General features: G+C 69.7%; 14 protein-coding genes and 1 pseudogene. 7 read left to right on the top strand and 8 right to left on the bottom strand.

Features of this window, described 5'->3' with window-relative positions; translation table 11 throughout:
• Positions 1 to 7 precede the first annotated feature (7 nt).
• The gene (locus tag ESO89_RS09530; protein ID WP_128905290.1) at positions 8 to 1,423 is read left to right on the top strand and encodes a tRNA(Ile)(2)-agmatinylcytidine synthase; all 1,416 of its coding nucleotides are present in this window, start codon (positions 8 to 10) and stop codon (positions 1,421 to 1,423) included.
• 40 nt (positions 1,424 to 1,463) lie between these two features.
• Here ESO89_RS09530 and ESO89_RS09525 read toward each other — a convergent pair whose 3' ends face one another.
• From ESO89_RS09525 to ESO89_RS18535, 3 genes are all read right to left on the bottom strand, one after another.
• The gene (locus tag ESO89_RS09525; RefSeq protein ID WP_128905289.1) at positions 1,464 to 2,801 is read right to left on the bottom strand and encodes an outer membrane protein assembly factor BamB family protein; all 1,338 of its coding nucleotides are present in this window, start codon (positions 2,799 to 2,801) and stop codon (positions 1,464 to 1,466) included.
• A gap of 81 nt (positions 2,802 to 2,882) precedes the next feature.
• A complete protein-coding gene (locus ESO89_RS09520) occupies positions 2,883 to 3,113 on the bottom strand; it encodes a DUF7543 family protein (protein WP_128905288.1) in 231 nt (76 codons plus the stop codon).
• Positions 3,114 to 3,181: 68 nt separating this feature from the next.
• Entirely contained in the window at positions 3,182 to 3,325 is a 144-nt protein-coding gene (locus ESO89_RS18535; RefSeq protein WP_164932773.1) for a hypothetical protein, read from the bottom strand.
• Positions 3,326 to 3,421: 96 nt separating this feature from the next.
• On the opposite strand from ESO89_RS18535, the gene ESO89_RS09515 reads away from it, so the two are divergent.
• The 3 genes from ESO89_RS09515 (at position 3,422) to ESO89_RS09505 (ending at position 5,576) form a co-directional block, all read left to right on the top strand.
• Entirely contained in the window at positions 3,422 to 4,558 is a 1,137-nt protein-coding gene (locus ESO89_RS09515) for an aminopeptidase P family protein (RefSeq protein ID WP_128905287.1), read from the top strand.
• 135 nt (positions 4,559 to 4,693) lie between these two features.
• The gene (locus ESO89_RS09510; protein WP_128905286.1) at positions 4,694 to 4,981 is read left to right on the top strand and encodes a DUF5789 family protein; all 288 of its coding nucleotides are present in this window, start codon (positions 4,694 to 4,696) and stop codon (positions 4,979 to 4,981) included.
• Between the two features lie 148 nt (positions 4,982 to 5,129).
• Positions 5,130 to 5,576: a DUF302 domain-containing protein gene (locus ESO89_RS09505; RefSeq protein ID WP_128905285.1), complete on the top strand. Its 447-nt coding sequence runs from the start codon at positions 5,130 to 5,132 to the stop codon at positions 5,574 to 5,576.
• A 51-nt stretch (positions 5,577 to 5,627) separates the two neighbouring features.
• Here ESO89_RS09505 and ESO89_RS09500 read toward each other — a convergent pair whose 3' ends face one another.
• Positions 5,628 to 6,170 (bottom strand): CDP-2,3-bis-(O-geranylgeranyl)-sn-glycerol synthase, encoded by a 543-nt coding sequence (locus tag ESO89_RS09500; protein ID WP_128905284.1) that lies wholly within the window; start codon positions 6,168 to 6,170, stop codon positions 5,628 to 5,630.
• Between the two features lie 136 nt (positions 6,171 to 6,306).
• Here ESO89_RS09500 and ESO89_RS09495 point away from each other — a divergent pair, with 136 nt between their 5' ends.
• Positions 6,307 to 7,029: a proline dehydrogenase family protein gene (locus ESO89_RS09495; RefSeq protein ID WP_128905283.1), complete on the top strand. Its 723-nt coding sequence runs from the start codon at positions 6,307 to 6,309 to the stop codon at positions 7,027 to 7,029.
• Positions 7,030 to 7,118: 89 nt separating this feature from the next.
• Positions 7,119 to 7,877: a DUF502 domain-containing protein gene (locus ESO89_RS09490; protein ID WP_128905282.1), complete on the top strand. Its 759-nt coding sequence runs from the start codon at positions 7,119 to 7,121 to the stop codon at positions 7,875 to 7,877.
• Between the two features lie 33 nt (positions 7,878 to 7,910).
• On the opposite strand, the gene ESO89_RS09485 is transcribed toward ESO89_RS09490, so the two are convergent.
• Positions 7,911 to 8,840, bottom strand: a complete 930-nt coding sequence (locus tag ESO89_RS09485) for a branched-chain amino acid transaminase (RefSeq protein ID WP_128905281.1) — start codon at positions 8,838 to 8,840, stop codon at positions 7,911 to 7,913.
• A 33-nt stretch (positions 8,841 to 8,873) separates the two neighbouring features.
• Positions 8,874 to 10,177 (bottom strand): annotated as a pseudogene (locus tag ESO89_RS09480) (RNA-guided endonuclease InsQ/TnpB family protein).
• Positions 10,178 to 10,462: 285 nt separating this feature from the next.
• Between ESO89_RS09480 and ESO89_RS09475 the strand changes: the two are divergent.
• Entirely contained in the window at positions 10,463 to 10,999 is a 537-nt protein-coding gene (locus ESO89_RS09475) for a hypothetical protein (RefSeq protein WP_128905280.1), read from the top strand.
• A gap of 478 nt (positions 11,000 to 11,477) precedes the next feature.
• Here ESO89_RS09475 and ribB read toward each other — a convergent pair whose 3' ends face one another.
• Together ribB and ESO89_RS09460 are read right to left on the bottom strand one after the other, a co-directional pair.
• Positions 11,478 to 12,209: a 3,4-dihydroxy-2-butanone-4-phosphate synthase gene (ribB, locus tag ESO89_RS09465; protein WP_128905278.1), complete on the bottom strand. Its 732-nt coding sequence runs from the start codon at positions 12,207 to 12,209 to the stop codon at positions 11,478 to 11,480.
• Entirely contained in the window at positions 12,209 to 12,961 is a 753-nt protein-coding gene (locus ESO89_RS09460; RefSeq protein ID WP_128905277.1) for a DUF120 domain-containing protein, read from the bottom strand. The genes ribB and ESO89_RS09460 overlap by 1 nt, the downstream gene beginning before the upstream one ends.
• Positions 12,962 to 13,118: the final 157 nt, after the last annotated feature.

The following is a 13,118-nucleotide window of genomic DNA, read 5'->3' as shown; positions in this document are numbered from 1 at the left end:
GGCACGTATGCCCATCGTCGCGGTCGACGACACCGACTCCCGCAAGCGCGGGATGTGCACGACGTACGTCGGCGCGCGGCTGGCCGAGCGGCTCGGTGCGGCCGGCGGCCGCGTCCGCCGCCGGCTCCTCGTCCGGCTCAATCCCGCGGTGAAACACAAGACGCGGGGCAACGCCGCGGTCGCGCTCCACGTCTCCGGCGTCGACGCGGAGGTGGCCTTCGACCTCGCCGCCGAAACGGTCCGGGAGTTCGCGGCGGCCGACGACCCCCGGACCTCGCCCGGCGTCGTCGTCGCCGACATCGATACCGCCGGCGATCCGTTTGCTCCGAGTACCACCCCGATTCCCGCCGACGTGGCCGACTTCGCCCACCGTGCGCTCCGACACCGGCTCTCCCTCGACGAGGCCCTCGACCTCGCCGACGCGCACGCTTTCCGCCACGCGGCGTTCGGGTCCGGGGGAGAGATCGACGCGGACTGCAGGAAGGCGGACGCGGAGGCCGTCGCGGGACGCGGCCGGATCGGCGCGCTCGCGGCGGTCGGCGCTCCCGCCGCGTTCGACGACTGGACCGTCGAGCGCATCTCCTACCGCGAACTGGACCGCTGCGGCACGCCCCGCGACGTCGATATCGAGAGCGTCTTCGCGGCCGCCGATCGCGGGTACCCGACCGTCTGGGACACCGTCGACCGCGGGACCGGAGAGGCGGTCTGCGTCCCGAACGCTCCAGGCCCGATCCTCCACGGGGTCCGCGGCGACGACGCCGACGCGTGCCGCGAGGTCGCCGCGGCGATCGACTCCGAGCCGGTCGAGCGCGCGGCGACGTTCCTGACGAACCAGGGCACCGACGCGCACCTCGCGCCCGGCGCGATCGGCGACCTCCGCGACGGCGCGGGCTACCGCGTCGCCGGCGTCGTCGCGAGCGAGCCGGAGACGAAACGCGGCGGGCACGTCCACGTCGACGTGGCCGCGTCCGACGGCGATCACGCCCCCGAGCTCCGGTGTGTCGCGTTCGAGCCGACCGGCCGGTTCCGAGACCGCGTGCGCGCCCTCCGTCCCGGCGACCGGGTGACTGTGTGCGGGGAGCACGAGGTCCGGTCGGTCGAGGGCGATACCGAACGCGACCCACCGGGCGACGGACGCCCGACGGCGACGCTGAAACTGGAGAAGCTCGCCGTGCGCGACCTCGTCGAGACGGAGCCCGTCGTGCCGACCTGTCCCGACTGCGGGCGGTCGATGTCCTCGGCGGGACGGGGTCAGGGGTACCGCTGTCGCGACTGCGGCACCGACGCGCCCGGGAAGGTTGCGGAGCCGATCGAGCGGGAGTTAGCGCCCGGCTGGTACGAGGTCCCGCCGAGCGCCCGGCGCCACGTCGCGAAGCCGCTGGTCCGCGGGGGGTTCGACGCCCCGATCCACCCGGAGCGGTGAGTCGGCGGGGTCGGGGCGGTGCGGGGGATGATGGCGGGCGTCAGTCGCTCGCGACCAGCTTGTAGCACATCCCGGCCTCGTCGGAATTCTCCGGGGCGCGCTCCGCGTAGTAGATCCCGTCGTCGGTCACCGTGGGCGCGCTGGTCGCGTCGCCGCGGCCCTCGGCGGTCCAGGTGACCGACCCGTCGTCGCGGTCGAGCGCGTACAGCTTCGCGTCGTACGAACCGACGAAGACGTGGTCGTTCGTGGCGACCGCGCTCCCGGTGATCCAGCCGCCCGTCGAGGTCGACCACAGCTTCTCGCCGCTCTGGAGGTCGATCGCGTAGGCGTTGGAGTCGTGGCTCCCGACGTACACCTCGCCGTCGTGGACCGCGGGCGCGCACATGACGCCGCCCGTGTCCCCCGGACTGGGGTCGCTCTTCGACGTCTCGCCGCCGTCGGTCTCGAACTCCCACAGCACGGAGCCGTCCTCGACGTCGAGCCCCGTGACGGTCCCCGCCCACGAGGGGACCACCGCGATCCCCTCGCTGATCGCGAGCGGGAGCTTCACCTCGCCGCCGGTGTCGTAGGCCCACTCGCGCTCCAGATCCGGGAACGACCACGCGTAGCAGTTGCCGTCGTTGGAGCCGAAGATGAGGCGACCGCGCTCGCGGTCGATCGCGACCGTCGAGTGCGGGTGGTCGGTGGGGCGCTCGTCGCGCCACTCGATCTCGCCGCTTTCCGCGTCCATCCTGACGACGCTCCCGCTCGGGGTCGCGTGCTCGACCGCGACGTAGAGCTTCCCGTCGAGGTAGGTCGGGCTGGCGGCGGCCGACCCGCCGGCGTCGGTCTGCCACAGGATCTCCCCGTCGTCGAGCGCCACCGCCGAGACCACGCCGTCGTAGGTGCCGACGTACAGGCTCCCGTCCGCGATCGCCGGCGTCCCGTGGCTGCCGCGGTCGTCGTCGCTGATCGAGGTCGCCCAGTTCACCGAGCCGTCCGGCGCGATCGACTGCACCCGACCGGTGTCGTCGGCGAGCACGATCGCCCCGTTCGGCGCCGCCACCGGGCTCCCCTTCGAGGCCGAGTGGTCGCCGCGGTTCGCCGGCACCTCCCACGCGGTCTCGACCGACTCGGGTATCGCCGCGTCGATGTACCCCGTGTTCCGGAGCCCCCGCCGGAACTGCGTCTTCACCCCGTCGTCCGGCGCTTCTGTCGGGCGATCGCCGCCGTCCGAATCCCCGCCGTCGCTCCCGTCTCCGGCGCCCTCGTTCTCTGACGTGCCGTCTCCGGCCGGCCCGCCGGAGTCGAAGGCGGAACACCCGGCCAGTCCCGCGACGCCCGCGGTGCTCGCGACACCGAGGGACCGCAGCCAGTCGCGACGCGTTCGTTCGGTCATGGTGGCCCTCTACCCGCAGCGAGAGTAAAAAGCCACGCTCCTCGGCGTTGCGCTCGCGAGATGTCCGGTGGCTCCCGACGGTCAGTCGTCGATGTCGCGCTCCCCGCGCCACGTCGCCGCGCGGTCGAGCGCGGCCTCGCGGTCGTCGAACCGCTCGCGCTCGTAGGCCGACTCGTCGTCGGCCTGCTCCATCACGTCGAGGCGGGCGACGACCCCGCCGTCGCCGCGCTCGCGGACCCGGACCGTCGCGTAGCCGTCGGAGCGCTCCCACTCGGTGATCACGTCGTCCTCGCGTCCCAGTGACCAGGCCATACCGGAGAACGCGCGCGACGCGGGTAAAGCGACGCGGTTCGCGGTCGGCGACGGGCGAGGTCCCCCGGTCAGTCCCCGGCTCTCGACGGCGCCGTCGTGTGCGAACAGACCGGACAGACCGCGTAGCCGAGGGCGTCGTACTGCACCGACGCCGAGGGTGCGGTCACGTCGCACTCGGGGCAGTCGAACGTCGACTCCGCCTGGGTGCTCATACCCGTCCGTGGGAACGCTTCGCATATCGTTATGGGGTGCTTGCCGTCCCCTCAACGCATCCCTACTTATAAGCGACCGCCGGCCCGAGTACGACCGTGACCGAAGACGTTCACGCGGAACGGCGCGAGCGCGCGGCGGAACGGCTCCGGGATACCGGCGCCGACGGGCTCGTCTGTTTCCCCAGTCGGAACCTCCAGTACCTCACCGGCTTCGCCGAGGAGCCGGGCGAGCGACACCTCCTGCTCGTCGTGCCGGCGGGTGACCGTGCGACAGGCGGGACCGACGCCGCCGAGCCGACCCTCCTCGTGCCCGCCCTCTACGAGACGCAGGTCCGGGAGGAGACCACGGTCGGCGCGGTGCGGACGTGGGCCGACGGCGACGACCCGACCGCCGCCGTCCGGACCTTGCTCGGCGATCTCGGGCTCCGCGAGGGGCGGCTCCTCGTCGACGACACGATGTGGGCGACGTTCACGCAGGACCTCCGGGCCGCCGCGCCGGACGCCGAGTGGGGGCTCGCGAGCGAGGCGCTCGCCGACCTCCGCGTGCGGAAGGACGAGGCCGAACTGGACGCGATGCGCGCGGCCGCGGCCGCCGCGGACGCGACGGTCCGGGACCTCCGCGACCTCGGCGCCGACGCGGTCGGGATGACCGAGCGCGAGGTCGCCGACCGGATCGCCGACCGGCTGGCCGCCCACGGCGGCGAGGGGACCTCCTTCGAGACGATCGTCGGCGCGGGACCGAACGGGGCGAAGCCCCACCACGGCTGCGGCGACCGCGAGATCCGGGCGGGCGAGCCCGTCGTGCTCGACTTCGGCACCCGGATCGACGGGTACCCCTCGGACCAGACGCGGACGCTCGTCTTCGACGGCGAGCCGCCTGCCGAGTACCAGCGCGTCCACGAGACGGTTCGGGAGGCGCACGCCGCCGCGGTGGAGGCGGTCGAGCCGGGCGTCGCCGCCGAGGCGGTCGACCGGGCCGCCCGCGAGGTCGTCGAGGACGCCGGCTACGGCGACGCGTTCTTCCACCGCACCGGCCACGGCGTCGGGCTCGACGTCCACGAGGAGCCGTATATCGTGGCCGGCAACGACCGGGCGCTGGAGCCGGGGATGGCCTTCTCGGTGGAGCCGGGAATCTACCTCGACGGCCGGTTCGGCTGTCGGATCGAAGACCTCGTCGTCGTCACCGATGACGGGTGCGAGCGGCTCAACGACACCGACCGCGGCTGGCGGTGAGGAGCGGTGGACGCACGGCGCCGGCCTCGGCGCGTGTGGTGCGTGTCCCCGATCGCAGCGTGTCGCCCGGACACATCATCGTCGCCCTTGGCTCGCATCGAAACCATTAGTGTCGCCGGAGCGAAAGCGCGGGGTATGAGCGACAACGACGAGGCCGAGGCGGAGGAGCCGGCCGTCGAGCTTGGCGAGGGGCCGGACGTCCCGGGCGAGCCGATCGCCCGCGTCGCGTCCCGGCTCACGTGGCCCGCGAAGCGCAGCGACCTGCGCGCCCAGGAGGGCGACGCGACGATCCGGACGCCGGAGGGCGCCCGCGCCCTCGACGACGTGCTCGCGGCGTCGGAGGTCCCGCTGTTCGAGAGCCGGAGCGAGTTCGTGACCGAGGTCGAGGAGATCGTCGGGCGCGGTCCGGTCGCGACCGAGTAGCCGTTTCCGGTTCGGTTTCGCTTCCCTCCTCGCATCTGTCTCCGTTTCGTCCCTGTCTCCGTTTCGTCCCTGTCTCCGTTTCGTCCCTGTCTCCGTTTCGTCCCTCGGCCGCCGCGAGCTTTTTGTCCGGCCGACGCGGAACCCGGGCATGGCGATCCCGTTCGATCCGCACGAGCTCGACCCCGAGGAGTACGGCGAGACGCAGACGACGCTCGAAGCCGACCACGAGTCGGCGATCGAGCGCGTCCGCGAGGTGTGTCTCGATGCGGGCTTCGGGATTCCGGTGGAGTTCTCCCCGTCGGAGATGCTCAACGAGAAGGTCGGCGCCGATCGCGACCCTTACTACGTCCTCGGCGCCTGCAACCCCGAGATGGCGAACCGCGCGCTCGACGCGACCGACGGGCGGATCGGTGCCCTGTTCCCCTGTAACATGGTGATCTGGGAGTCGGCGCCCGGCGAGCAGGTCGTCTACCACGTCTCGATCATGAAGATCGCGCGGCTGCTCGGGCTCCCGACCGACGACGAGGAGATGGACGCGATCGTCGCCGACACCGGCGAGATGGTCGACGCCGTGTTCGACGAGTTGGACGCGTAAGGGACTCCCGCCGACCCGGAGGGCCGCCGAGGGAGCCGACGCCGACCGCGCTCACCACGGCTCGTTCTTCAGCCCGAGCGCGTAGGCGCCGGCGTTCGTGGCGACGTGGAGGATCGGCGTCAGCACGAGCACGACCGCGAGGACGGACGGGGTGAACACCGCGAGCGCCCAGTCGGTGTCGACGACGAAGACGGTCGCGAGCGCGACGACGACGAAGTCGAGCTGGTCGAGCACCGGGAAGGCCGCCCCGCGCTCGCGACCCGACCGACGCTTGAGGAAGGAGGCGCCGATGTCGCCGCACATCGCGCCGAACGCGAGCGCGAACGCGGCCGGGAGCGCGAACGTCGGGAGGTCGACCCCGAGCGCGGCGCTCGCGGGCTCCGCGACGGCGTTGAGCGCGAGCGCGAGGACGACCCCGGCGAGGGTGCCGACCGCGGTGCCGCGCCACGTCTTCCCGTCGCCGAGCAGCCGGGCGCCGCGCCACTCGCGGCCGCCGTCGATGGGGCGGCCGCCGCCCGCGAGCACCGCGGCGTTGTTCGGCACGTAGGCGGGCAACATCGCCCAGAACGCGGTCGCGACGAGCGAACCGATCATACCCGACCGTCGCCTGTCGGGGGCATATAAATCCCGGATTCGATCGGTCCGGAATCCCTCGCCGGCTCCGCCGCGGCCGGCCTCGAAACCGTCCGAGTCGACAACAATCAAGTCGCTACCGCCCCGAGTGAGCGGTATGATCCCTCCGATCGCGCGGCGGTTCGTCGCCGGCGAGAGCATCCCGGAAGCCCTCGAACACGCCCGAGCGCGCAACGAGGACGGGGTCGCCGTCATCCTGAACCTGCTCGGCGAGCACTACGACGACCCCGCCGACGCCCGCGCCGATACCGACGCGTACCTCGCGCTCTTAGAGGACATCGCCGACAGCGGGCTCGACGCCTGCGTCTCGGTGAAACCCTCCCAGATCGGCCTCAGCGTGTCCGAGGAACTCTTCGAGGAGCACTACCGCGAGATCGTCTCCCGCGCCCACGACCTCGACGCGTTCGTCTGGTGTGACATGGAGGACGCCGACACCACGGACGCGACCCTCGACGCCTTCGAGTCGATCGCCGCGGAGTACCCGTGGAGCGTCGGCCAGTGCGTCCAGTCGAACCTCAAGCGCACCCGCGAGGACCTCCGCTTCCTGTTCGAACGCCGCGACCGCGGGATCGCGGTCGGCTCGCACGACCCCGCGATGATCGCGCTCGCCGACCGGCTCGCCCGGGAGCACGGGACGGAGTACGAGATCCAGATGCTGATGGGCGTCCGCGACGAGGCCCAGCGCGACCTCGCCGCGCAGGGGGTGGACGTGGCCCAGTACGCCCCGTTCGGGACCAAGTGGTTCTCGTACTTCTACCGGCGTGTCCGCGAGCGCAGGCAGAACCTGACGTTCGCGCTGCGAGCGGTCGCGGGTCGGTGATGGCGGCCCGCAGACCGGCGAGCGCCCGTCGAGGTCGTCCGGCACGTAGAAGCCCCTTTAAGCATTGCCGACGGATAGGGACTCGATAGATGTCCACGTGGAAACGCGACTTCGCCAGCGGCCTCATCGTGCTGGCTCCCCTGTTGGTGCTCCTCCTCGTCCTCCAGTGGATCTACCGGTACATCGCGTCGATCCCGCTGATCGAGGATCTCCAGCCGGCGGTCATCCCCACGCCGCTGGAGCCGGTCTCGCGGGTGATCATCGCGATGGCGGTGTTCGCGACGGTCGTCCTCGCGGTCGGCTACTTCATGCGGACGACGCTCGGCCGGCTGGCGGAGTCCGCCGTCGACGGCGCGATAAACCGGATTCCGGCGCTGCGCGTGGTGTACAACGCCTCGAAGCTCGCGATCGAGACGGCCGTCTCCGGGACCGACGAGCTACAGAGCCCCGTCTACATCGAGACGTGGCCGGGAATCCGCATGACCGCGTTCCGGACCGGGAAGAAGACCCGCGACGGGAAGATCGTTCTGTTCATGCCGACCGCGCCGAACATCACCACCGGCTTCGTCATCGAGGTCGAGCCCGACCGCATCGAGGAGACCGGCGAGACCGTCGAGGAGGGGATGACGCGCGTCCTCTCGGCCGGCTTCGCCGAGTCCGCGCATCAGGTCCCAGTCGAGGAGGAGCGCCCGCCCGAGGGAACCACCGGGAAGCCCGGCGGCGTCGGCGGCGTCCGTACCGACGGGACGCCCGGCGAGTCCGACCGCCCGTCTACGGACGGGGGCGGTGGCGGTGGCGGTGGCGGTGGCGGTGGCGGTGGCGGTGGCGGTGGCGGCGGCAGCGACTGATCGGAGACGGGTAAAACGGCGAGGAGAGCCGACCTACAGGTACGTGAACCAGTCGTCGTGGTCGTCGGTCCGGCGCTCGACCAGATCGAAGAAGGCGCCCTGGAGCTCCTCGGTGACCGGGCCGCGGGTGCCCGCGCCGATCTCGGTGTCGTCGACCGACCGGATCGGGGTCACCTCGGCCGCGGAACCGGTGAAGAACAGCTCGTCGGCGGTGTACAGCTGGCCGCGGGAGATGACCGCCTCGTCGTGGACGGTGTAGCCGCGCTCCTCCGCCAGTTCGATGACGGTGTCGCGGGTGATCCCTTCGAGGATCGACTGCGCCGGACCGGTGGTGTAGATCTCGCCGTCGTTGACCATGAAGATGTTCTCGCCCGGCCCCTCGGCGACGTTGCCTTCCTTGTTCAGGACGATGGCCTCGACGTAGCCGTTGCGGCGGGCCTCCTCGCCCGCGAGCATGGAGTTGACGTACAGGCCGGTGGTCTTGACGTTCGTCGGCACCTGCGAGGAGGCGTGTTTCCGCCACGAGGAGACCATCACGTCGACGCCGTTTTTGAGCGCCTCCTCGCCGAGGTACGCGCCCCACGGCCACGCGGCGAGGACGAGGTCAGTCGGGCAGTCCTTCGGCGAGACGCCGAGCGAGTCGTAGCCGTAGTAGGCGATCGGCCGGATGTAACAGGACTCCAAGTCCTGCCTATCGAGCAGGTCGAGGGTCGCCTCGGTGATCTCCTCACGGGAGTGCTCGATATCGAGGTCGTACATCTTCGCGGAGTCGAACAGCCGGTCGAGGTGCTCCTCCCACCGGAAGACCGCCGGTCCCCGCTCGGTGTCGTAACAGCGGACGCCCTCGAACACGCCGCTCCCGTAGTGGAGCGCGTGGGTCAGAACGTGAGTGGTCGCGTCGTCCCAGTCGAGGAACTCACCGTTCTTCCAGATCGTGTCGACATCCATCTCGTCGAATCCCATACTCGGAAATTGCGGTCGGCGGGCTTAAAACTGTCAGTAACCCACGACTGAAGTCGTGGACTTGTCAGTGGACTCCCCTTCTGCCGTCGAACTGACGGAGGCGGTAAATCCGCCGTTCAGGTTCAGCGTCCCTGACTTGAGCGCACACTGACAGGGTGCGCCTCCACCCGGAGACGTCTGCCCCGAGTGGAGACGTTTGAGAAGTTTCCGAGCGATGTTCTTGCTCGCGTTGTAATCCGCGTTCAGTTCGTACTCGCACTTCCGACACACGAACTGGTGTTTCGACCGTCGATTCGACTCATGGGTAAACCCACACTTCGAACACCGCTGAGACGTGTACGCAGGACTCACCTGCTCTATCTCGATCCCCAACATCTCGGCTTTGTACTCGACGTACTCGTATAAACGCCGGAACGCCCACGCGTGGAATCGCTTTACGCCAGCCATCCGCTTGCGAATATCGGTCAGGTTCTCGAAGGCGATGTGCGTACAACCGTGCTCACGCGCCTCTGTGAGAATCTGGTTCGAGGCTCGGTGGAGTTCGTCTTTCATCCAGCGGTGTTCGCGGTCGTCCATCGACTGAATCGACAGGTGCGCTGACCGCGTGCCCGCCTGTTGCATCGACCCGCGGGTCTTCTCAAACTCGCGGCGTCGATGATTCATCTCGTCGGCGTTGCCGATGAACGCACCTGTCGAAGTCACGGCGAGCGAGCCGTCCACGTTCAGATCGACGCCAAGGACTGTTCTGTGCTTGGCGTTAGAAGCAGCAGCCGTGGACTGCTCTCGATCGTCGCTCTCGATTCGGCGCATCCGTGCGTGGAGGTAGAACGACTCTGTGGAACGGTCGTACTGTAACGTGGACATCCGAAACTCGTAGTTCTCGTTCAGGAGGTACTCACCGATCGGAGTCCCTGCAGGCTCGTCAGGAATTACGTAATCACACTCGACACGCCCGTTTACCGTTGAAAGAGACACCTGGTCGCGGTGGAACGTCGCGCTTCTCTTGTCGTAGACGACGCTCCACGCGTCGAAGTGCGGTTGACTGGTGGTTTCGCCTTTTTTAAGTCGGGCAACGCCGCTTTTGGTAGCCTCGATAGCGCGTCGGATTCCCTTCTGGACGAGATTCGCGGTCAGCTCTGTTTCGTCCCGAAGTCGCTCGTAGAGAGCGGTTTCGGCTTTTTGTTTCGAGGTGACACAGTACTCGTTCGGGTGTCTCCACGCCCATGCTGCGGTCGTGTTCGCACAGTGAGAAACTGCTCTTTCGTCTGATGGAGGTCGTCGCACCGCTCGTCGGGCACGCCGAGTTTGACTTTGACGGTGCGAATCACATCCTCCATCTGTAGTTCACATGTTGATCTATTTGATTATAATATCTACGGCTGATACTGGGGAATCTGGTTGCTATCGCTCGTGGAATGGTGCGGATATTGTCGGATTCCTCCCATGTCATCAGAACTCATAGAGTTCTGATTGGCTAACGAGACGCTCTGCGTCTCGTGAACGGCTGAAGCCGTTGGCTTCCTCCTTGTTCCTCTGTGACAACCGGCTGGGGGCTGCCGCCACGGTCTGCGTGAGCTTGCGCGTCCCGAAAGCCTACGTCGCGCCGGCACGCGGGTGTCGACATGGCCGATTCGTTCTCCTCGGTCCTCGGCGCCCTCCGCCCGAGACGCGAGCACGTCCTCCCGTTCCTCCTCGTCGGGTACGTCCTCGGCTACGCCGGAGTCGTCTGGATGAGCGGATGGGTTCCCGCGTGGGTCACCGAGCGGACGGCCCTCGCGGCGACACCGCCGCTCGCGTACGTCACGGCCACGATCGTGGTCGCGGTCGCGCCCGATCGGGTCCCGTCGCCGTCGGGGTCGCAGGCCCGTTGGGCGCTCGCGTTCTGCGGACTGACGGTCGTCGCCTTCGAGGCGCTTCGCGCCGGTTGGGGACCGTCGTTCCGTGGCCTGCTCCTGCCAATCGCCGTGTTCGGGTGGCCCGCGGCGGCGCTCGTGTGGATCGGGATCCTGCTCACGTGGTCCGGACCGCTCCCGGCATCGGGCGGGCTACTGCTGTTCGGGATCGGCGCGGCGGCAACGGGAGTGTGGCAGTTCTGGCTCGCCGGGTGGGTATCCCGGCGAATCGCGGGGGTGCGGGCGAATCGTTCGGCGGACGAATAGTTATTTTCGGGATGTGCGTGTCGACGGCGTCACTGGCGTCGGTCACTTATAAAACGTTGCTGCTAACGCGGTGAACACTTCCAAAGCCCCAGCCGCTCGGCTATACGTGATCGACGATTCCGCGGTGAACACTTCCAAAGCCCCAGCCGCTCGGCTATACGTGATCGACGATTCCGCGGTGAACACTTCCAAAGCCCCAGCCGCGAGGACTCGCGCGGCTTGTTGTGCGCCTCGCTCAGTCGCTCGCACTGCTCGCTCCTTCGCTGCGGTGCTTACTGCGCCGTGCTTCGTCCTCGCGGCTGCCCCTTTGAGCCCCACCCGCTCTGCACAGCACCGCACAGCCTCACGCCTCCCCAGCCTCGCCGCTCGCTCGGGCTCCCTTCGGTCGCCCACATCGCTCGCGGCGTCCCTCGCACGCGCACCTCACGGCCGCCGAGGGCGGCCGCTCGGAGGCGCGCGCCGACGGCACAGTGATCAGTTATTTGAGCGCCTCGACGAGCGCCGAGCCCTCGACGTAGGGGATTCCGCGCCGCCGGGCGTACGCCGCGGCGTCGGCGGGCGCCAGCGCGGCGCCCGTCTCGTCGTCGAGCATCTCGCAGACCACGGCGGCGGGGGCGGCGTCGACGGCCTCGGCCATTGCGAGCCCGAGTTCCGTGTGCCCGGTCCGGCCGGACAGCCCGTCACGGGCGCCCCGGAGCACGTGGACGTGGCCGGGCGCGCGGAACTCCGCGGCGAAGTCCTCGGGGCCGTACTCTTCCGGATCGGCGTCCGCCGCTGCGGCCGCGCTCGCGATCTCGACGATGGTCCGAGAGCGGTCCTCGTCGGTGATCCCGGTGAACGTCTCGCGGTGGTTCACGGGCAGCGAGAAGGAGGAACGGTCGTCGTACTCGGGGTCGTCGTCGACCGCGGGGTGGTCGAGCGCGTCCGCGAGGAACGGGAGCCCGAACGCGTCCGCGACGGGGTCCGCGACCGCGACGCAGATCAGCCCGCCCGCGTCGTTGCGCATGTGGGCGACGGCCGCCTCGTCAACGGCGCCGGCCGGGTAGACGATGTCCGTCTCGCCCTCGCGGTCCGCGAAGTCGTGGACGCAGACCGGGTCGCCCGCACGGAACGCGTCGAGGGCGCGCCGGACGGAGTCGGCGTCGGACTCGGGAGCCGCGTCGGCGTCTACGGGTGCCCCCTCAGCCTCGGCGTCGGACTCGGCGCGCATCAGGCGACCTCCGTCTCTATCTCCGCCTCGGTGTCGGCCGTATCCGCCCGGCTCGTGGCGGCCACGCGGACCTCGACCGCGTCGCCGTCGTCGAGGTCGAGCGCGTCGCGGAGCCGCTCGGGGGCGATCAGTTCGAGCTGGTCGTCGTCGTGATGGGTCCGGTCCGGAACGATCGCGTGGACCTCCTCGTAGCGCTCGTCGCCGGCGACGAGGGTGACGCCGTAACAGGAAGCCGCGCCGTAGGTGCGGTCCTCACCCTCCCACGCGTCGATCGGCACCGCGTCGATGCCGGCCATCTCGCCGCGCCGGCGGACGCTCTCCTCGGAGAGGTCGACGTTGAGCGTGCCCGGGAACGGCTCGTAGCCCAGCCGCGACCGGAACTGCTCGGCGTAGCCGGGCAGGGTGATGTAGTGGCGCCCCTCGCCCATCCCGCCGGTGACCGAACCGCGGAGCACGAGCTCCACGTCGGTCTCGAACAGCCGGCGGTAGTCGGCGTACTCGGCGCGGAGGGCCGCCTCGCCCGCGTCGGTGACGCGCACCCACTGGCCGTCGCCGACCACGTCGCGCTCGATGTACCCCGCGGATTCGAGGGTCTGGAGCCGCCGGGAGGCGGTCTGCGTCGAGGCGTCGAGCCGGTCGCCGAGGGCCGCACACGACACCTTCGTCTCGGTCAGGCCGCCGACGAGCCCGACGTGTTTCAGGGCCGCGATCGCGGCCGGGTCGGGATCCGCCGTCGACGTCGCTTCTGCCATGTCCGGATCTGGGCCGTCCGCACGCAAAAGAGTAACGGATGTGAGATGTATCCCAGAAACGTTAATCGGGTGGAGAGTGGGAACCGTCGATCGGGCGCCCTCGGAGTCGCTTCCGAAGTTACTGAACGTCGTGGCGCCCCGTACCTAACCCCATCGG

It is taken from the genome of Halorubrum amylolyticum (genome assembly GCF_004114995.1).
In the GTDB taxonomy this organism is placed as follows: Archaea; Halobacteriota; Halobacteria; order Halobacteriales; family Haloferacaceae; genus Halorubrum; species Halorubrum amylolyticum.
Note: the sequence above shows the minus strand (reverse complement) of the source record. Positions and strands in the feature narration are given on the sequence as shown.

Bases quoted from the DNA above. Each gene is read 5' to 3' on its own strand.
- ESO89_RS18535 (WP_164932773.1), bottom strand. From the start codon at position 3,325: ATGAGCACCCAGGCGGAGTCGACGTTCGACTGCCCCGAGTGCGACGTG.
- ESO89_RS09485 (WP_128905281.1), bottom strand. From the start codon at position 8,840: ATGGGATTCGACGAGATGGATGTCGACACGATCTGGAAGAACGGTGAG.
- ESO89_RS09490 (WP_128905282.1), top strand. From the start codon at position 7,119: ATGTCCACGTGGAAACGCGACTTCGCCAGCGGCCTCATCGTGCTGGCT.
- ESO89_RS09500 (WP_128905284.1), bottom strand. From the start codon at position 6,170: ATGATCGGTTCGCTCGTCGCGACCGCGTTCTGGGCGATGTTGCCCGCC.
- ESO89_RS09510 (WP_128905286.1), top strand. From the start codon at position 4,694: ATGAGCGACAACGACGAGGCCGAGGCGGAGGAGCCGGCCGTCGAGCTT.
- ESO89_RS09525 (WP_128905289.1), bottom strand. From the start codon at position 2,801: ATGACCGAACGAACGCGTCGCGACTGGCTGCGGTCCCTCGGTGTCGCG.
- ESO89_RS09475 (WP_128905280.1), top strand. From the start codon at position 10,463: ATGGCCGATTCGTTCTCCTCGGTCCTCGGCGCCCTCCGCCCGAGACGC.
- ESO89_RS09530 (WP_128905290.1), top strand. From the start codon at position 8: ATGCCCATCGTCGCGGTCGACGACACCGACTCCCGCAAGCGCGGGATG.
- ESO89_RS09495 (WP_128905283.1), top strand. From the start codon at position 6,307: ATGATCCCTCCGATCGCGCGGCGGTTCGTCGCCGGCGAGAGCATCCCG.
- ESO89_RS09520 (WP_128905288.1), bottom strand. From the start codon at position 3,113: ATGGCCTGGTCACTGGGACGCGAGGACGACGTGATCACCGAGTGGGAG.
- ESO89_RS09460 (WP_128905277.1), bottom strand. From the start codon at position 12,961: ATGGCAGAAGCGACGTCGACGGCGGATCCCGACCCGGCCGCGATCGCG.
- ribB (WP_128905278.1), bottom strand. From the start codon at position 12,209: ATGCGCGCCGAGTCCGACGCCGAGGCTGAGGGGGCACCCGTAGACGCC.
- ESO89_RS09505 (WP_128905285.1), top strand. From the start codon at position 5,130: ATGGCGATCCCGTTCGATCCGCACGAGCTCGACCCCGAGGAGTACGGC.